19 protein-coding genes are annotated in these 18273 nt (G+C 73.2%); 5 read left to right on the forward strand and 14 right to left on the reverse strand.

What is annotated here, in order from left to right:
• Positions 1-122 precede the first annotated feature (122 nt).
• From metG to ABT127_RS34935, 3 genes are all read right to left on the reverse strand, one after another.
• Positions 123-1853 carry a methionine--tRNA ligase gene (gene metG, locus ABT127_RS34925; RefSeq protein ID WP_351459162.1) on the reverse strand — a complete coding sequence of 577 codons (1731 nt, stop codon included), beginning with the start codon at positions 1851-1853 and terminating at the stop codon, positions 123-125.
• Between the two features lie 145 nt (positions 1854-1998).
• The gene (locus ABT127_RS34930) at positions 1999-3630 is read right to left on the reverse strand and encodes a VWA domain-containing protein (protein WP_351459165.1); all 1632 of its coding nucleotides are present in this window, start codon (positions 3628-3630) and stop codon (positions 1999-2001) included.
• A 204-nt stretch (positions 3631-3834) separates the two neighbouring features.
• Positions 3835-4107, reverse strand: a complete 273-nt coding sequence (locus ABT127_RS34935; RefSeq protein WP_351459168.1) for a hypothetical protein — start codon at positions 4105-4107, stop codon at positions 3835-3837.
• A gap of 245 nt (positions 4108-4352) precedes the next feature.
• On the opposite strand from ABT127_RS34935, the gene ABT127_RS34940 reads away from it, so the two are divergent.
• Positions 4353-4733, forward strand: a complete 381-nt coding sequence (locus ABT127_RS34940) for a VOC family protein (RefSeq protein ID WP_351459169.1) — start codon at positions 4353-4355, stop codon at positions 4731-4733.
• A 6-nt stretch (positions 4734-4739) separates the two neighbouring features.
• On the opposite strand, the gene ABT127_RS34945 is transcribed toward ABT127_RS34940, so the two are convergent.
• The 3 genes from ABT127_RS34945 to ABT127_RS34955 form a co-directional block, all read right to left on the reverse strand.
• Positions 4740-6713 (reverse strand): FUSC family protein, encoded by a 1974-nt coding sequence (locus tag ABT127_RS34945; protein WP_351459172.1) that lies wholly within the window; start codon positions 6711-6713, stop codon positions 4740-4742.
• A 138-nt stretch (positions 6714-6851) separates the two neighbouring features.
• Positions 6852-7322, reverse strand: coding sequence for a DUF7144 family membrane protein (locus ABT127_RS34950; RefSeq protein WP_351459175.1), 471 nt, complete (start codon positions 7320-7322; stop codon positions 6852-6854).
• Positions 7319-8248: a hypothetical protein gene (locus ABT127_RS34955; protein ID WP_351459178.1), complete on the reverse strand. Its 930-nt coding sequence runs from the start codon at positions 8246-8248 to the stop codon at positions 7319-7321. Before ABT127_RS34955 ends, ABT127_RS34950 begins: the two co-directional genes overlap by 4 nt.
• A 109-nt stretch (positions 8249-8357) precedes the next feature.
• On the opposite strand from ABT127_RS34955, the gene ABT127_RS34960 reads away from it, so the two are divergent.
• A complete protein-coding gene (locus tag ABT127_RS34960; RefSeq protein ID WP_351459181.1) occupies positions 8358-8801 on the forward strand; it encodes an SH3 domain-containing protein in 444 nt (147 codons plus the stop codon).
• A 61-nt stretch (positions 8802-8862) separates the two neighbouring features.
• Here ABT127_RS34960 and ABT127_RS34965 read toward each other — a convergent pair whose 3' ends face one another.
• Positions 8863-9273: a hypothetical protein gene (locus tag ABT127_RS34965; RefSeq protein ID WP_351459183.1), complete on the reverse strand. Its 411-nt coding sequence runs from the start codon at positions 9271-9273 to the stop codon at positions 8863-8865.
• Between the two features lie 119 nt (positions 9274-9392).
• Between ABT127_RS34965 and ABT127_RS34970 the strand changes: the two genes are divergently transcribed.
• Positions 9393-10034 (forward strand): NAD(P)-dependent oxidoreductase, encoded by a 642-nt coding sequence (locus tag ABT127_RS34970; RefSeq protein ID WP_351459185.1) that lies wholly within the window; start codon positions 9393-9395, stop codon positions 10032-10034.
• Here the strand turns inward: ABT127_RS34970 and ABT127_RS34975 are convergent.
• The 6 genes from ABT127_RS34975 to ABT127_RS35000 form a co-directional block, all read right to left on the reverse strand.
• Entirely contained in the window at positions 9962-11302 is a 1341-nt protein-coding gene (locus ABT127_RS34975; protein WP_351459188.1) for a PP2C family protein-serine/threonine phosphatase, read from the reverse strand. The two genes, ABT127_RS34970 and ABT127_RS34975, sit on opposite strands and share 73 nt — an antisense overlap.
• 80 nt (positions 11303-11382) lie before the next feature.
• Positions 11383-12774, reverse strand: a complete 1392-nt coding sequence (locus ABT127_RS34980; RefSeq protein WP_351459190.1) for a helix-turn-helix domain-containing protein — start codon at positions 12772-12774, stop codon at positions 11383-11385.
• A 27-nt stretch (positions 12775-12801) separates the two neighbouring features.
• Positions 12802-13623, reverse strand: coding sequence for a ParB/RepB/Spo0J family partition protein (locus ABT127_RS34985; protein WP_351459193.1), 822 nt, complete (start codon positions 13621-13623; stop codon positions 12802-12804).
• Positions 13623-14393: a nucleotide-binding protein gene (locus ABT127_RS34990; RefSeq protein ID WP_351459195.1), complete on the reverse strand. Its 771-nt coding sequence runs from the start codon at positions 14391-14393 to the stop codon at positions 13623-13625. Before ABT127_RS34990 ends, ABT127_RS34985 begins: the two co-directional genes overlap by 1 nt.
• 109 nt (positions 14394-14502) lie before the next feature.
• The gene (locus tag ABT127_RS34995) at positions 14503-15315 is read right to left on the reverse strand and encodes a DUF4389 domain-containing protein (RefSeq protein WP_351459198.1); all 813 of its coding nucleotides are present in this window, start codon (positions 15313-15315) and stop codon (positions 14503-14505) included.
• An 82-nt stretch (positions 15316-15397) separates the two neighbouring features.
• Entirely contained in the window at positions 15398-15808 is a 411-nt protein-coding gene (locus tag ABT127_RS35000; RefSeq protein WP_351459201.1) for an ATP-binding protein, read from the reverse strand.
• 204 nt (positions 15809-16012) lie between these two features.
• Here ABT127_RS35000 and ABT127_RS35005 point away from each other — a divergent pair, with 204 nt between their 5' ends.
• Together ABT127_RS35005 and ABT127_RS35010 are read left to right on the forward strand one after the other, a co-directional pair.
• A complete protein-coding gene (locus ABT127_RS35005; RefSeq protein ID WP_351459204.1) occupies positions 16013-16864 on the forward strand; it encodes a helix-turn-helix domain-containing protein in 852 nt (283 codons plus the stop codon).
• Positions 16839-17027, forward strand: coding sequence for a DUF397 domain-containing protein (locus tag ABT127_RS35010; protein WP_351459332.1), 189 nt, complete (start codon positions 16839-16841; stop codon positions 17025-17027). The genes ABT127_RS35005 and ABT127_RS35010 overlap by 26 nt, the downstream gene beginning before the upstream one ends.
• On the opposite strand, the gene ABT127_RS35015 is transcribed toward ABT127_RS35010, so the two are convergent.
• On the reverse strand, positions 16966-18243 hold the full coding sequence (locus ABT127_RS35015; protein WP_351459207.1) for an MFS transporter: 1278 nt from the start codon (positions 18241-18243) through the stop codon (positions 16966-16968). The genes ABT127_RS35010 and ABT127_RS35015 overlap by 62 nt on opposite strands.
• Between the last annotated feature and the right edge of the window lie 30 nt (positions 18244-18273).

Below are 18273 nucleotides of genomic sequence, written 5' to 3' on the forward strand. Positions count from 1 at the left end.
GCCCGGCGCGGGGCTGGGTCCCCCCCCCGGCCGGTCCGGGGGGGGGCCGGGCCGCGGGGCCCGCCAGGGCGGGGCCGGCCGCCCCCTCGAGGGCCCCCCCCCCGCCTCTCGTGACGACTGTCCTACGCGGCGGGCTCGCCGCCGAAGCGCTCCTTGTACGACGCCAGGTCCTCGTCCGTGATCTTCGCGAAGAGGACCGGCGGGACGGTGAAGGCGGTGCCCGCCGGGACCGTCGTCAGGGCCGTGGCCTGCTCGCCGCTGACCCACGTGGCGTCGTCACCGGGCAGCGCGAACGCGGCGCGCATCGCGGCCGCCGACGCGGGGATGAACGGCTCGGAGACCACCGAGTAGAGGTGGATGAGGTTCATCGCGGTACGGAGGGTCAGGGCGGCCCCCTCCGGGTTCGTCTTGATCTCGAGCCAGGGGGCCTTCTCCTCCAGGTAGGAGTTGCCCGCCGACCACAGCGCGCGCAGGGCCGCCGCGGCCTTGCGGAACTGGAGGGCCTCCATCTGCTCCTCGTACTCGGCGAGCAGGCGGGAGATCTCCGCGCCCAGGTTCGCCTCCGCCTCGCCGGGCTCGCCGCCCGCCGGGACGTCGTCGCCGAAGCGCTTGCGGGAGAAGGACAGGACGCGGTTGACGAAGTTGCCGAGGGTGTCGGCGAGGTCCTTGTTCACCGTCGCCGTGAAGTGCTCCCAGGTGAAGGACGAGTCGTCCGACTCCGGGGCGTTGGCGATGAGGAAGTAGCGCCAGTAGTCGGCGGGCAGGATGTCCAGCGCCTGGTCCGTGAAGACTCCGCGCTTCTGGCTCGTGGAGAACTTGCCGCCGTAGTACGTCAGCCAGTTGAAGGCCTTGAGGTAGTCGACCTTCTTCCAGGGCTCACGGACACCCATCTCCGTCGCCGGGAACATCACGGAGTGGAACGGGACGTTGTCCTTCGCCATGAACTCCGTGTAGCGGACGTCGGCGGCGCCCTCCGGCTCGTACCACCACGACTTCCAGTCGCGCGTCTCACCGGCCGGGGCCTGGTCCGCCCACTCCTTCGTCGATCCGATGTACTCGATCGGAGCGTCGAACCACACGTAGAAGACCTTGCCCTCGGCCGCCAGCTCCGGCCAGGTGTCCGCCGGAACGGGCACGCCCCAGTCCAGGTCGCGCGTGATGGCGCGGTCGTTCAGGCCCTCGGTCAGCCACTTGCGGGCGATGGAGGACGCCAGGTGAGGCCACTCGCCGGCGACCTCGTCGATCCACGCCTCGACCTCGCCCTGCAGCTTCGACTGGAGGAGGAAGAGGTGCTTGGTCTCGCGGATCTCCAGCTCGGTGGAGCCGGAGATGGCGGAACGCGGGTCGATGAGGTCGGTGGGGTCCAGGACGCGCGTGCAGTTCTCGCACTGGTCGCCGCGGGCCTTGTCGTAGCCGCAGTGCGGGCAGGTGCCCTCGACGTAGCGGTCCGGGAGGAAGCGGCCGTCGGCGGGCGAGTACACCTGCCGGATCGCGCGCTCCTCGATGAACCCGTTCTCGTTCAGCTTGCGGGCGAAGTGCTGGGTGATCTCCGCGTTCTGCGGGGAGGAGGACCGCCCGAAGTGGTCAAAGGCGAGCGCGAACCCGTCGTAGACGGCCTTCTGCGCGTCGTGCGCCTGCGCGCAGAAGTCCGCGACCGGGATGCCCCGCTCCTTGGCGGCCAGCTCGGCCGGGGTGCCGTGCTCGTCCGTCGCGCAGATGTAGAGCACGTCGTGGCCGCGCTGGCGCAGGTAACGGGCGTACACATCGGCCGGGAGCATGGACCCCACCATGTTGCCCAGGTGCTTGATCCCGTTGATGTACGGAAGGGCGCTGGTGATGAGGTGTCGAGCCATCGAGGGCTGCTCCCGGGTTGTGACGTGGGGCGGGGACCTTCGTCGCGGTCCTTCGCCGTCGGAATCTAAAAATCGTAGCCGACATGGGTGGGCCGCCCGCGCGGTGTTTTACTGCGCGGACGGCCCGGGCGGTGGTGCGCGGCGCCTACGGGCGCCAGCCGGCCAGCAGGCCCGCGTACAGCTCGGCGTCGGTCAGCTCCAGCGGGGACCGTCCCGCGTGGAACCAGCCGGCGTTGGCGGCCTTCAGTTTGCGCAGGTAGTCGAAGCTCTTGGACTCCGGGTCGCCGAACGCCACGAACTGGAAGTGCAGCGGGTGGCTCGCCGCCTTCGCCAGGGCCTCGTTCGTCGGGCGCTGCACGTCCGGCGGGCCGTCGACCTGGAAGACCACCAGGGCGGGCGCGGTCGGATCCGCGCTCTTCTCGTGGTGGGCGACGACCTCCTCGATCGCGCGGTGGTAGCTGGTGCGGCCCATCCGGCCCGCCGCCCCGTGCCACGCGTCGACCTTGCCCTCGTGGCCGGCCGCGTCGAGCGTGAGGTCACCGGTGGCGTCGATGTCCGTGGAGAAGAACACCGTGTGGACGGTCGGGGTCTCCCGCTCGTCCAGGTGTGCGGCGAGCGCGAGGGTCTGCTCGGCGAGCGCCGCCGCCGAGCCGTCCTTGTAGTACGGGCGCATGGACCCGGACCGGTCGAGCACCAGGTAGACCGTGGCCCGGGTTCCGGCGAGCCCGCGCTTCTTCAGGGCGGCACCGGCGGCCTTGTAGGCGGCGGCGAGGCCCGGGGCGCGGGTCCTGACGCGGGCGGCGGAGTGGGCCGGGGCCGCGACGGGTTCGGGCTTGCCCTCGGCCACCGGGGCCGGCTGCGCCTCGATGGCGACAGGCTCGGCCTTGGGCTTGGGCTTGGCGACGGCGGGCTTCGCCTTGGCGGCCCGCGTCCTGGTGACGGGCTTGGCTACGGGCGCCGCCGCGACGGTCTCCGGTTCCGCGGTGGCCGGGGTTTCGGCGGCGGGCTCGGGCTGGGGCGCGACCGGGGTCTCGGCAGCGGGCTCGGCCTCGACCGGTGCCTCGGCGACCGGCTCAGCCTCGGCGACCGGCTCGACCACAGCGGGGGCCTCGGCGACGGGCTCGACCTCGGCGGGGGCCTCGGCGACGGGCTCGACCGCAGCGGGGGTCTCAGCGACGGGCTCGGCCTCGGCGACGGGCTCGACCACAGCGGGGGTCTCAGCGACCGGCTCGGTCTCGGCCGGGATCTCGGCGACCGGCTCGACCACAGCAGGTGTCTCGGCGACCGGCTCGACCACAGCAGGTGTCTCGGCGACGGGCTCGACCTCGGCCGGTGCCTCGGCGACCGGCTCGGTCTCGGCCGGGATCTCAGCGACCGGCTCGACCACGGCGGGGGCCTCGGCGACCGGCTCGACCGCAGCCGGAGTCCCGGCGACCGGCTCGGCCCCGGTCGTCGTGTCGGCCGGGGCCTCGGTGCGTGTCTCCGGCGTGGCCTGGGGCGGGACCTCGGCGGCCGGGGCCGTCGTGTCGGAGGCGATGCGTTCGTCGCCCACCGGGGCCGCCGGCTTCGGCACGGTCACGTTGTCGAACGCGGCGGCGACGAGGTCGTCGGCCGCGCCGGCCTTCTTCGGGGCGGGGACCCTGGCCGATGTCTCCTCGGACGGCGCGGGGGCGGCGGCGGAGGCCGGCGCGGCCTCCGGTTCCGGCGACGCTGCCGCGGTCTCGTCCTTCTTGCGGGACCGCCCGAACGCGTTCCGCAGCAGATCCAGAATGCCCATGTGCGCAACCTTCCGCATGAATTGGTCGAGTTGGTCCCGGCGCCCCTGGAACCCCTGGCCAGGGCGGACACGTAAGGTTAGCCGCCGCCGACGGGGATCTTGGGCAGGGGCGAGCCGATCGACCTCGCCGCATCACCGGCGATCTGCGGTTCCGCGGTTGCCGTACCGCGGCCAACTCGGTTCCGGGCGGGCCCGGTTCGGGATTCAGCGGTGGTCGTCGCGGCGGTACAGCGCGAAAGCCAGACTCGCCGCCCCGGTCGCGGCGACACCCGCACCGGCGGCGATCAGGAGTCCCCCGCTGGAGTCCGCCGGGGCCGCCGCGGGCCGCGCGGTGGCGTAACCGGCCGCGCGGGAGTGGACGTTGTCGGCCCGCGCCGGTGCCGCGTTCGCGGAGGCGGTCGTCACGGGGACGGCCAGGGCGACGAGGGCGCCGGCGGTGAGGGTGGCGGTGCGGAGGACGGGGCGGTTCGCGCGCATGGAGATCGGTCTCCGTCGGTCGGTCGGGCGGTGGTGTGCGGGGCTGCGTTGTCGAACGTAGGACGCGGTGCGCGCGGCTTCGTGTGGGTCACCCGTACGTTGTGTAACAGCCGCGCCCGGTGCCGCCGAACCGGACGAAGGACCAGGCCGGTGGTCCCGGGCCAAGGTCACGGGGCGGCCGGGACCTTCGGCCCTGATCCCGGCGCCGGTGGCGTTCGGCGTCCCGGTCGGGGATGCTCGCGGGCATGGTCTCAGTGGTGCAGAACGTCGCGATCGACTGTGCGGACGCCTATGAACTGGCCCGGTTCTGGAGCGCGGCCACCGGCAGCCCGCTGGACCCGGAGGACGGGCCCGGCGCCCGCGAGACGCAGGTGCTGATGCCCGGCGGGCCCGCGCTCTATTTCAACCAGGTGCCCGAGAAGAAGGCGGGCAAGAACCGGATCCACCTGTGTCTGCGGCCGGAGACCTCGCGGGAGCAGGAGGTGGAGCGGCTGACCGGACTCGGGGCGGTCTTCCGCGCCGATCACCGGCAGCCGGACGGTTCGGGCTGGGTGGTGCTGGCCGATCCCGAGGGCAACGAGTTCTGTGTGCTGCGCAGCGCGGCCGAGCGGGCGGCGGCGGGCTGACCGGCGTCAGGGCCCTTCGGCGACGCCGATGGCCCGGGCGGCCGCCACCTCCTGGCGCAGGTGTTCCAGGACGCTGTCCTGCGCTCCGGTCGCGCCGAAGTCGGCCCGCACCTCCCACAGCACCACCGAACTGCGCAGCCCCTGTGCCAACTCCCGTAGCTGGCCGACCACATGGGTCACCTCCGTCGGGGACGGCGGCGGGAAGCCGTGCCGGACGCGGACCCGCGCCGCGGTCGTCGCGTCCACGATGCGCTCCACGGCGACGACCAGCGGCCACCAGGCCGTCGCCCGCCTCCCTGTCGGCGGCGGTTCGGTGAGCGCCCGCTGGAACTCGGCGCGGACCACCGACAGGTCCCGGTAGAGCCGGCGCCGCATCCGGGCCCGTACGGCCGGTTCGGCGGCGTCCGCGGGGCCGAACGCGCACTCCACGTAGTCCGCCGCGTCCGCGACGGCGTCGGCGAGCCGGTCGCCGATCCGGGTGTGCCAGCTCTCCGGCCACAGCAGATAGCCCGCGACGAGCGCGATGGCGCAGCCCATCAGGCTGTCGAGCAGCCGGGGCCAGAGCAGCGCCGTGCCCTGGTGGTTGAGGATGTCGGAGAGCAGCAGGATCACCGGGGTGATGGCGGCGGTCTGGAAGCCGTAGCCGCGCGGGGTGAGCGCGGGGATCAGCGGGGCCAGCAGCATCATCACCGGCACGTCCCACCAGCCCAGCGGCACCTGGGAGAGCACGGCCGCGGCCAGGACCAGGCCCGCCGCGGTGCCGAGGGCGCGCAGCACGGCCCGCGAGAACACCGACCCGAAGTCCGGCTTCATCACGAAGGTGATGGTCAGCGCCACCCAGTACGAACGCGGCACCGGCACGATCGACACCAGCGCCTGGGCGAGGCCGATGCAGAGCGCGAGGCGCAGCCCGTAGCGCCAGGAGGTCGCGGAGAGCAGGACGTTGCGGGTCGCGCGGCGGGCCCGGACGCGGAGCGCGGCCGGGCGGCCGAGGCGGTCGTCGTTGTCGGTCCCGTCGTCGGTGACGTACGTGAAGTCGGCCTCGCCGCGCCGGGAGGCGACCTCGGCGGCGTGCCGCAGCGCGTGGTCGACGGCGCGCGAGGCCGGGCCGTCCGGCTCGGGCAGGCCGAGGGGGCCGACGTCCTCCGGGCGGCCCGCGGCGATGGTGTCGGCGAGGTGCCGTACGGCGGCGGGCACGGACGGCGACAGCGGGATTCCGCACTGGTGGGCGGCGGGCGCGGCCTCCACGACGGGCGTGACCGCGTTCAACTCGCTCATCAGGCGTACGAGTTCGGGGTTGCGGCCGTGCGAGAGGGCGCGGCGGGCGAGGACCAGGTCGTAGGACTGGTTCAGGGACTGGGTGACGGCGATGCGGGTCTCGGCGTAGGCGAGGTCGTCGGTGGCGGCGGCCTCCAGGAGGTTGGCGACGCTGCGGTACGTCGCCGCGACGGCGGCTCTCTCCGGGGCGCCTGCCCGCAGGGGCCAGGCCAGCAGGGCGAGCAGCAGGACCAGCAGGCCGCCGCCGGTCATCAGCAGCGGCGCCAGCCACCAGGCGCCGGGCATCGGCAGGCCGGCGCCGACCACGCAGTTCAGGAGCAGCAGCAGTCCGGAGACGGAGGCGACGGCGCCGATCGTGGAGATCATGCCGGAGACGAGGGCGACGGCGGTGACGACGGCGACCGCGAGCCAGCCCTGGCCGAACACGGCTGATCCGAGCGTGACCCCGACCGCGCCGAACAACTGCGGTACGGCGATGTTGAGGATCCGCATGCGGTAGGCGTCCGCGGTGTCTCCGATGACTCCGGAGAGGGCGCCCATCGCGGCGAGGGCGCCGTAGGCGACGTGGTGCGTGGCGAGGCCCACCGCGAGGGGGAGGGCCAGTGCCACGGAGGCCCGTGCCACGGCGGGCCAGGGGACGGGGGCCCGCTGCGGTCGCAAGGTTCTGACCAGCCAGTCGGGCGGGGTGATGCGGGGTGGCATGCCGTTCATTATGTGCGGCGGGGGTCGATTGCCGGGTTCGCCGGGTTGCCGTTCGTCCTCGGCCCGGTGGCCGCTTCTCGCGCGGTTCCCCGCGCCCCTGGGGCATGCACCGGGCGCGGGGAACTGCGCGAGCGGGCTCTACCGGGTTCGGGCCGGGGCCGTGGCCAGGGACCAGATGACGAAGACGCCGATGCCGATGGAGACCAGGGACCAGACCGGGGCGTACGGGAGGAACATGAAGTACTCCACGATGTACAGCGCGGCCAGGCCGATGCCCGCGCCGCGGGCCCAGTCGGCGCCCTTGAGGAGCCCCCAGCCCACGATCGCCACGAGGACGCCGATGATCAGGTGGATCCAGCCCCACGCGGTGAGGTTGAAGGAGTACGTGTAGTCGCCGATGCGGCCGTAGACGTCGTCCTTGGCGATTCCTGCGATGCCGTTGAGGATCCCGAGGATCCCGCTGACGAGCATCAGTACTCCGGCGAACATGATTCCGCCGGTGGCCCAGCCGCTGCCGGAATCCGGCCCGGGGGACGGGGCGGGCGGCGGTGTGCGGTGGTCGGCCGACCAGGCGGGGCCGGGCTCCTGCCCGGGGGTGGACTGGCTCATGGGGCACCCTCCTTCTGCGTCATGGGAAGGCTCCCTCCGGGCCGCCCCGGCGGCATGCCGGGCGCAGCCGAACGGGTGACCCCACCGCGCCGCGCGGTCCCCCAGCGCCCCCACCGTCCGGTCAGCCAGGAGGCCAGCGCGACGGCGAGCCCCACGCCCACGATCACCCAGGACGCCGTGCGCAGGGTCGCGGTGAGCGCGTCGTACACCGCTCCGGCCGCCCCCTCGTCGGAGCCGTCGGAGAGGTGTCCGAGCGTCAGCGCGCGGGCGATGACGAGGGCGAGCAGCAGCGCGCCCGCGCCGAGCGCCATGCCGATCCCGGTGGCGGTGACGGCCCGGCGGCGGCGTACGGCGAGGGCCAGGCCCGCCACCGCGAAGACGACGGCCGCCAACGGCAGCCACAGACCGGCGACTTGCAGCATGTGGAGCCCCTTGCGCAGCGATTCGAGGTCGTCGGCGGGCAGCAGGGTGATCTCGGTGTGGGGGACGGGCAGCTGGGACGCGAACGGCACGTTCTCGTCCTGGAGCTGCCGCTTGACCTGCTCGGTGACGGGTGCGAGGTCGAGGGTGACGGGTCCCGCGCTGTCGTCGTCGATGGCCTGCTGCACGGCGTCGTGGGCGGCCCGGTTGGCGGTGTTCCACGCCTTCTGGAAGGCGGCGGTGCCGGTGAACGAGACGACGGCGTCGTGCAGATAGTCCTCGACGGTGGACTGCAGGGGCCCCACGTCGAGGTTCTTCGTGACCCCGTCGGTGACCGCGTCCGCGACGGCGTTCTGCACGTCCGGCTGGGTGGCGAGCGGCGCCATCGCGGAGACGTAGCGGTCGCTGTCCCCGATCTCGTACTTCGCCCAGGTCGAGAGGGTGCCCAGGGGCACGAGCAGACAGGCGAGGACGAGGAGCACGGACGACAGGAGGGTTCGGGTCACCGTTCCAGGCAAGGGCCCGCCGCGGCGGGGCGCGAGCTGACCGGGGCCGCTCCGGTGGTCCGTTGGGCCGAACGGGTGTTACCTGGAGTGGGGAGCTTGGAGGCCGATCATGCGTCGTACGCCCATGGCCCTTGTCGCGTCCGCCCTGCTCACGGGTGGCGTGCTCGCCGTGTCGGCGGCGGCTCCCGCCAGTGCGAACAGCGGTGGCGGAAGCGTCGTCTGGGGCACGGTGGCCTCGTCCACGGATCTCAATCTCCGTTCCGGGCCCAGTACTTCGGCGTCCGTCGTCTACCGGATGGCGCCGGGCAGCCAGGACCGCATCGAGTGCGTGACGCACGGTTCGTCCGTGCACGGCACCTCGGACTGGTACTGGTTCACCGGAGCCCATGGCTGGGCGAGTGCCGCCTATGTGTCCATCAGTGCCAACCCGCCCAGCTGTTCGGGAACGTCGGTGCCCTGCCCGCCCGAGCACCAGCAGCGCCACGACAACAGCCCGAGCACCTTCTACTTCCGCTCGGACTACACCGTGGAGTTCGGGGTCACCAACTACTAGGAAGAACGACGGGAGCGGGGAGGCCGGAAGGCCTCCCCGCTCCCGTGCGCCGTCCCGCGGGTCACACCGGGTCGGCCGCCGTGTAGTAGCGGTAGTACGTCATCGCGGTGGTGGCCGCCGCGACGATGAGGCCGAGCACGATCGGCCAGAGCACCAGGCCGGAGCCGAGGGAGCGCAGGAAGCCGACGGCGATGCCCGCGAAGGCGCCCCAGGTCACCGCCCGCAGCCCGAGATGGCGTCCGGCCTGCTGCCGGGACCACTGGTGGATGCCGAAGCAGAGGGCGGCGACGATGATGCCGGTGACGAAGCCGAGCGCGACGTTGCCGCCGGTCACGCCCTGCCCGAAGCGCTCGATGTTCGCCGCCCAGAAGCCGTAGAGGACACCGGTGATCACCGGGACCGCGACGGCGGCACTGCCGAGGGAGAGGCCGGAGGAGGCGCGCCGGGGCGCCGGGGCCGCATGCTGAGCCATGAGGGGCTCCTTTCCGCGGATACGAAGCGGATACGAAGGGTTCCCCCGCTCTCCATTGACCTCTGATGGCGTACGTTCCGCAACATGCGCGGCACCGGGCGTCGTGCTTCGCTGTGATCATGTCCCTCAACATCGTGCTGTTCGGAGCCACCGGCATGGTCGGCAGCCGCATCGCCGCCGAGGCCGTGGAGCGCGGCCACCGGGTCACGGCCATCAGCCGCTCCGGCGACTCCCCCGTGGCGGGCGTGACGGCCGCCGCGGCGGATCTGACCGACCTGGAGCGGACGGCGGAGGTGATCGCCGGGCATGACGTGGTGGCCTCCGCGGTGGCGCCGCCGCGTGACGGCAGCGACCCGAGGGCGCCGTTCCTCCGCGTGAACGAGACGCTGGTCGCCGGGGCGCGCAGGGCGGGTGTGGGGCGTCTCGTCGTGGTCGGCGGCGCCGGCAGCCTGGAGGTGGCTCCCGGCCACGCCCTGGCGGACCAGCCGGGCTTCCCGGACGCTTTCCTCGGTGAGGCGCTGGCCCACCGGGACGTCCTGGCGTTCCTGCGCACGGTCGAGGACCTGGACTGGACGTACATCTCCCCGGCGGCGGAGATCGCGCCGGGGGAGCGCACGGGCGACTTCCGGATCGGCGGCGACCGGCTGATGGCGGACGCCGACGGCAACAGCCGGATCAGCGCCGAGGACTACGCGATCGCCTTCGTCGACGAGGTCGAGCGGGACGGGCACGCGCGCTCGCGCATGTCCGTCGCGTACTGAGGCTCCTCAGCGTCCTGAATGTCCTGAGCGTCCTGCGCGTCCTGCGTGTACAGGGCCGTGCCGTCGGCGGGCTCGTACAGCACCGCGTCCGAGGACGTCGCATACGGCGCCACGCGTCCCGCCGTCCGCCGGATGACGGTGATCGCGGTGTCGTCGCTGGGCGGCCCGTGCCGGTGTCCGTGCAGGTCGAAGGCGATGCGCCGGAGCAGTTCGCCGGGCGGCGCGTCCTCGGGCAGCCGCTCGGCGAGGCCCGGCAGCCGGTCCCGTACGGGGTAGAAGGCGCCGTTGTCGTCCCGGCACTCGGTGACGCCGTCGGTGAACAGCACGAGCGTGTCGCCGGGGCGGAACGGCAGCCGCACCGGCCCGGGCAGCTCCGCGCCGAGCGCCCCCATGCCGAGCGGTACGCCGGACGGCACGTCGGGGGTGTGGACGCTGCCGTCGGCGCCGACGACCAGGGGCGGCTCGTGCCCGAAGTTCACGATGTCCACGGCGTCGAGGCCGGGCGGGAAGTGCAGCAGCAGCGCCGTGGAGAACGCGTCCGGCAGCTCCTCCTCGCCCATCACCCGGGCCCACGCGCTGTAGCGCTGCATGGCGATCTCCAGGCGGCGGGCCACCTCGCGCACGTCGGCCTCGTGGTACCCGGCCTCGCGGAACGCGCCGAGCAGCGACGCCGACGCGGACACGGCCGGAAGCCCCTTGCCGCTGACGTCGCCGAGGACGGCGCGCACGCCGTGCGGGGAGGGCTGGAAGTCGTACCAGTCGCCGCCGACCCGGGCCGCGCGGGTGGCCGGCTGGTAGAAGTCGGCGATGTGCAGATCGCCGACGTGGTCGGGCAGGGCGCGCATCACGGCCCGCTGGGTCGCCTCGGCGATGTCGACGACGGCCTGGATGCGGGCCTGCTGCTCCTCGCGGCGGCGGGCGATCAGTACGCCGAGCAGCCCGCCGGTGCCGATGAGCAGCGGGCCGACCACGGCCCAGCCGCCGGACGGGGTGGGGTCGACGAGCTGGAGCACGATGTAGAGGGCGAGCATCACGCCGGTGACGACGGCGGTCGTCATGACCGAGGTCAGGACCGCCACGGCGATCGGCACCAGGCCGAGCAGCGCCCGGGTCCGGAAGTCGGCCGGGGTGGCGAGGCCGAGCGAGACGATGCTGACGACCGACACCAGCGAGACCAGCAGCGCGGCACGCCAGCGGCCCGTGGGGCGCACGGTCGTCCGTGCCGCACGGGTGGGCGAGGTGAAGCTGCTGGAGCCGGAGAAAGGCATACGTGTAAAGGGTCCTGGGACTTAATCGGCGCGGGTAGGGCCGAAGGTCCGTACGCTCCTGAGACCCGCGTCTCGTGACGTCAGTGGCGGGGGACGGTCACGAACCGTGAGGTGACCCGCAGCTCCGCCTCGATCCGGGCGGCCGTCGCGCGCAGTGCCTCCGCCCAGGCGGCGCGCTCGCCGCGGCCCCGGTGGGCGGTGACGTCGAGCGCGGAGACGACGTGTCCGTCCCGCCCGCGCACCGGCACGGCCACCGACCAGAGCCCGTCCTCGGGCCCGTCGGTCGCGATCTCGGCGGACTCCCCGGACCCGGCCGCCAGCACGTGACCGGCGGCGGTGGCCCCGGCGGGCAGCCTGCTGCCGACGCCGATGTCGACGCTCATCACCCGGCGCGGCGCGACCCGTGCGGTGCACCGCACCCACTCACCGTCGGACACCGAGAGGCCGACCGACTCACCGAGCGCGTCCGACAGTGCGGCGAGGTGCGGCTCCGCGATCCGCGGCAGCGTCGTCCGGGACAGCGGCGCACAGCCCAGACCGAGCACGCGGGGGGTGAGCCGGTGGAGGCGGCCGTCCTGCCGTACGTAACCCAGGTACTCGTAGGTGATGAGGGCGCGGCGGGCGGTGGCCCGGGAGAGCCCGGTGGCCTCGGCGACCTGGGAGAGCGTCAGCGCGGGCCGCTCACCACTGAACACGGTGAGGACGGAGAGCCCACGAGCCAGCGCGTGGACGAATCCAGCCCCTCCGGCGCTAGAGGAGCGGGGCCCGGGGCGGAGCCCCGAGACAGCGGCATCATCCCGGAGCACCTCTTCCATGCCCCGCACACAGCCCGACAGCCCCTCCCGCACCGCCCCCGGCAGGGAATCCGCGGAGTGCCGACTCGTGTGGCTGACGACGCTCACGGCACACACGACCTCCCCGGAGGGCCCCCGCACGGGCATGGCCACCGCGATCAGCCCGCGCTCGACGAGCTGGTCGTCCACGGCGAGGCCGACGCCCCGCCGGAACACGATCCCCGGCGCCGAGCCCTCCCCGGGCAGCAGATCCCCCACCCGGAAGCTGATCGACAGCGCGCGCCGGCGCAGCACCTGGTGGACGAAGCGGATGTCGTCGCCGTCCGGCACGGCGATCGAGACGGACTCGTCGAGCCGGTCGGCGAGCCCGTCGGCGAGCGGGCCGAGCAGCCGAGGCACCCGCAGCGCGTCGAGGCAGGCGTTGGGGATCGCCATGAGCGGCGGGGCGAGGGAGGCGTCCCGGCCGTCGAGGCGCAGGTACCCGAGGTGGGCGAGGGTCGCGCAGATCCGGTCCACCGTGGAGCGGGCGAGGCCGGTGGCCCGGGCCAGTTCGGCGAGGGCCAGGGTGCCGTCCGCGTCCGTGAGGCGCCGCAGGACGTCGAGGCCGCGCATCAGCGGGGCGACGGCCTCGGCGGGCGGGGGCGCGTGGGTCACGGACGGGGACGGCACTTCGAGCACGGGCCAACGGTAAGGGACCGTCGGCGGCTACCGGCGCAGCAGCTCCACGACGCGGTCGAGGGCGGCCGGGGCCAGGTGGCGGCGCAGGGCCTCCACGATCTCGTCGGGCGTCGAGCGGCTGTCGAGCTCGATTACGCCGTAATCGTTCTTTCGGCGCTCGCGCTTCTCCTGACGGGCGGCGGGGACGGTCGCCCCGGTGACCGGTCCGGGCAGCTGCTGCTCGTCGCGGGGGAGCCGGGCGATGCGCCGGGCGTCCTCGACCGACACCCGGCCGTCGGCCAGCGCCTCCTGAAGGTCCTCGCGCAGCTTCATCAGGGACAGCCGCTGCGAGATGAACCCCTGGGTCTTGCCGATGCGGGCGGCGACCTGCCGCTGCGAGTAGCCGTACGCGGTGATCAGGCCCTGGATCGCCTGGGCCTGCTCCAGCTCGGTGAGGTCGTCGCGCTGGACGTTCTCGATGAGCGCGTCCTCGTCGGAGCGGGTGGCGTCGTCGCGGACCAGGACGGGCACCTCGTCCAGGCCCGCCAGCTTGGCGGCGGCGAGACGCCGGTGCCCGTGCAGGACCACGTACGGGGCCGGTCCGACGGCCTCCTGGTGGTGCGGGTGGGCGGCGAGGAAGACGGCGGCCGGGACGACGCCCAGTGCCTGGAGGACCCCGCGCTCGCGGACCGTCTCGGCGAGTCCTTCCAGGTCACGCAGCTCGTGGCGCGGGTTGTCGGGGTTCTCGGCGAGATCGCCCACGGAGACCGTCAGTGGCTTGGTGTCGGGCCGCTTCCGCTCCGCGGTGGCCGTGGCGGCGCTGCCCTTCTCCGACGCCAGCAGGGACGACAGATCGGTCCTGCGCCCCATCAGGCGGTCACCTTCTTCTTCGCCGTACGGGCGGTCTTCTTGCGGCGGGCGGGCTTCGGGATGGCCGCGAGGCCCACTTCCAGGGCGAGGCGGAAGAAGTCCTCGCGGGCCTGGAGAGCGACCTTGTTGGCGCCGTACTGGGTGACGACGAGGCCGTCCGCGCTGGCCCGGGTGTGCAGCTTGTAGTGGCGGACGACGGTGCGGGCGAGCGGCCAGCCCTGGCCCTCGACGAAGGCGCGGGTCTGCTCCAGGTCGGCCTTGCCGTCGCGCGGGTCCCAGTTGTTGATGACGACGCGGAACGGCAGCCCGCGCGGCTTCACGACCTTCTCGATCGTGCGCTGGGTGGGCTGGAAGCCGAGCGGCTCGGGCTCGACGGGGACGATGACGTCGGTGGCGTTGGAGAGCACCGCGCGCAGGGCGTCGGCCGCCGCGCCCTTGCCGAGCGGGTCGGCGCCGTCGCCCTCGGCGAGGTCGAGCCAGCCCGGGGTGTCGACGAAGACGTGCTGTGCGGAGGGGATGCGGGACAGGGCGGCCAGGCCCGCGAGGTCGTCGTGGGCCTGGACGAAGTCGAAGGGGAGACCGTCGCCGACGCGCTCGGACCACCACACGGCGGAGCCCTGCGGGTCGATGGAGACGGCGACGACGGGCGGCTGTTCCTCACCGCCGAGGGGGCCTCCGAGGACGTCGGCCGTCACGGCGGCGAGGTTCACGGCGAGCGTGGACTTTCCGACGCCGCCCTTCTGGTTGAGGATCACGTGTACGTGTGCCACGAAAGCTCCCGGATCGGTGCCTTACCGGCAAGACCGATGTAGTGGGGTAAGGGGGTCATTCGTGGTCACTGTGGCAGCGCGGCCGCCGCGAGCCGGGGTGTACACGCCGTCAGGTGCGGGAGGAGATGCCCGCCGGTGCCGAGTCGGTGCCGGAGTCGCCGTCGCGCGTCACCGCGTTCCCGCCCCCGCTCAGCAGGCCCAGCAGCAGGAACACCACGACGAGGACCTGCCCGGACGTGCTCATCATCAGCGGCCGGGTCGCCGACGGGCCGCGCACGACCCCGATGGCGGCGTCCGCCGACGACTGGTCGCCGAAGAGCCGCTTCGGGTACGCGGACGTCAGCAGCAGCAGGTACGCCGAGACCCGCATCCGGTAGCGCAGCACGGCCGCCGTCGCCTCGAACAGCGGCTGCGGCATCCGCCCGAGGATCAGCACGATCAGCCACGTCACCACCGCCAGCGCCCACCATCCGGCCACCGACAGGGACGTCACGATCGCCGCCGGGATCACCAGGATCAGCCGGAAGAAGACCGCGAGCCGGTTCAGCGGAGTGGCGCGCAGCAGCACCCGCACCGGGTAGCCGGCGGGCTCCCCGAGCACCTGGAACGGCGGGTAGCGGTCGGTCAGCAGCATCGCCGACGCGTCGAACCGTGTCTCGTAGCCGACGTATCCCGCGAGCCACCGCCACAGCGGATCCGGCACCCGCCCGAGCACCAGCGTCGCGCACCAGGCGGCCACCACCACGAAGAACGTGACGACGGACAGCACCGCGAGCACGATCACGTGCGGCAGCAGGAGCAGCAGCCGCAGGAACACCGTCAGCCGGTGCTGCCGGCCGGGCGGCGGCACGTCGAGCTCGGGCAGGGGCTCGGCACCGGGGGTCGGCGGGACGGTGCCGTACGGGGGCGAGGGGGCGGCCATGCGGCCACTCTGCCCAGCGCGCCGGGCCGGGGCATCCGCTGGCGACCGATCGAGTGGCGGGCCGGGGCGCCGCCGTCCCGCCCTAGCCCCTGACGGGGGCCGGGGCGGCGCCGTCCCGGTTCTTTGCGTCGCACTCGAACCAGACCGTCTTGCCCGGCGGGCTCGGGGTCGTGCCCCAGCGGTCCGTCAGGGCCTCCACGAGCATCAATCCCCTTCCGTGCTCGGCCAGTTGACCGGCCTGCTGGACCTCCGGGAGGCGCGGGTCCGGGTCCGTCACCTCCACCCGGAGGCCGTTCTCCACGCGCAGGATCAGTACCGAGCAGAACCGTCCCGGCACGTGCCGGACCACGTTCGCCAGGAGTTCGGTCACCGCCAGCTCGGCCGTGTCCGTCAGTTCGGTCAGCGCCCACCGGTGCAGGTAGGCGCGGACGATCCGGCGGATGTGCCGGGCCGAGTGGTCGCCGAGGGCGAGGTGCATGCGGTGCTGGTGCACGGTGACTCCCGTGAGCGCGGGCCGATGTGAGCCCTTCGAGCGTGGCGCGGGGGGCTGCCGGGCGGCAGGGGGCGCATGCGAACCGCTGTGATCGTGGGGGTGCCATGCCAACAGTTGTCTCTGTTGGGGGTTGGGCCGCCCGTCCAGTGGCTACGTTCGGTCACGGCGGGGAAACGAACCGTGACACCTGTTGGGGGTTCAGCCATGGCAGCACACGTCCGGCAACTCGACCCGAGCGCGTCGCCGCTCGACCACTTCGGCTCCGAGCTGCGGTACTGGCGGGAGGCCGCGGGCCTCAGTCAGCCCGCCCTGGGGGACAGACTCTTCTGCACGGCCTCGCTGATCGGCCAGGTCGAGACGGCGCACAAGGTCCCGACGAGAGAGTTCGCCGAGCGGCTCGACACCGTCTTCCCGTCGGGGGGCGCGTTCGGGAGGCTGATCGGGCTGGTGCTGAGGACGCAGCTGCCGTCGTGGTTCCAGGAGTACGCGGGCCTTGAGGCGCAGGCCACGTACATCTCCACGTATCAGGCGCAGGTGGTGTACGGGTTGTTGCAGACCGAGGAGTACGCGCGGGCCGTGATGGAGGCGCCGAATCCGCCCAACCTCGACGAACTCGTCGCCGCCCGCATGGAGCGCCAGCGCATCCTGCACCGGGGCGATCCGCCGCAGGTGTGGGTGGTGCTCGACGAGGCCGCGCTGAGGCGGCCGATCGGCGGCCCGAACGTCATGTGGAACCAACTGGCCTACTTGTTGGGTTTCCGGGATCAGCGACATGTGAGCGTGCAGGTGCTGCCGTTCGCGGCGGGTCAACACACGGGACTCACAGGGACGTTCAACCTCCTGCGCTTCGAGGGAGACCCCGATGTCCTCTACACCGAGGACTTCGCACAAGGTCACGCGACGGCCAACCCCGGGACGTTCAAGGAGGGTTCGTTCCGTTACGCTCGCCTGCAGGCCGCTGCTCTCTCCGTAGAGGATTCGGCGGCGCTGATCAGCCGCGTGATGGAGGAGCAATATGGCGAGGACCCAGATGCTGGAGAACGCGGCGTGGCGTAAGTCCAGCTACAGCGGCGACAGCGGCGGCGACTGCGTCGAGTGCGCGCCCCTCGGAGCCCGCATCGCCCTCCGCGACTCCAAGAACCCCGCCGGCGGCACCTTCACGGTCCCGCCGGAGGCGTTCGCTGAGTTCGTGCGGGCAGCCGGTCGCGGGGCACTGTAGGCAGCAGGGCCGGGGTCGCGAGCAGCAGGATCCCGGCCACCGCGAGGGCGGGGCGCGTGCCGATCAGCGAGGCGAGCGCGCCCCAGGCGAGGGTCAGGGTGGCCGTGACCGCCCTGCCGGTGACCGTCCAGGCGGACAGCACCCGGGCGAGCCGGTCGGAGTCGGTGTGCTGGAGGCGTTCCTTGGCGAGGACCGGGTTGTAGACGCCGATGCAGGTAATCAGGCCCAGCTCGACGGCCATCACCGTGAGGAGCCCGCCCGTACCGGTGCCGGTGAAGGCGAGGCCCACCGGCCAGCACACGCGGGCGGTGCCGCTCCAGCGCAGGACGCGCCGCTCCCCGTACCGGCGTACGAGGCGTGACGACAGGCGGGAGCCGATCAGGCCGCCGACGCACGGGACGCCGTACGCGAGGCCGTACTCCCAGGCGGGGAAGCCGAGTTCGCGGAGCATCAGGACCGCCATCAGCGGGGCGCCGACCATGATCAGGCCGTTGACGAGGGTCGAGTTCAGGAACAGGGCGCGCAGGTACGGGGTGCGCCACAGGTGGCGCCAGCCTTCGGCGAGGTCGGCACGGGTGAGCCGGTTGCCGGAGCGTGCGGGCGGCGCGGGTTCGGGCGCGGCGATGGCGCGGACCCCGGCCGCCGACAGCAGATAGCTCAGCGCGTCGCCGACGATCGTGGTCAGCGGGCCGAAGAGGCCGATCGCGGCGCCGCCGAGCGGCGGGCCGAGGGCCGTCGTGGTCCAGGTCGTCGACTCGAAGCGGGCACTGGCCGTCAGCAGCCCGTCCTGCGGCACCAGCGCCTTCAGATGGGCGCCGCTCGCGGCCCGGAAGACGATGTCGGCCGTGGCGACGACGACGGAGACGAGGACCAGCTGGGCATAGCTCAGCGCGTCCAGGGCGTACGCGAGCGGGAGCGTGAGCAGGGCGGCGCAGCGCACCAGATCGGCCCCGATCATCACCGGCCGCTTGCGGCGGAACTCCACCCACGGCCCCAGCGGCACCGCGAACAGCGCTCCCGCGGCGATACCGGCCGCCGCCAGGAACGACACCCGCGCGGGGCTGCTGTGCAGCACCGTCACCGCGATCAGCGCGAACGCGTCGAAGGCCAGCATGGTGCCCGCGGAGCTGACCGCGAACGCCGCCCACAGCCACCCGAAGTCCCGCCCGAGCCGCTCCGCCCGTACCGCCGCCCGTTCCGCCCGCACATCGCCCATGACCTGCGATCCAAGCGGTCGCCACCGTCC

The sequence above is a fragment of the Streptomyces sp. NPDC001904 genome, from assembly GCF_040297005.1.
Classification (GTDB): Bacteria; Actinomycetota; Actinomycetes; order Streptomycetales; family Streptomycetaceae; genus Streptomyces.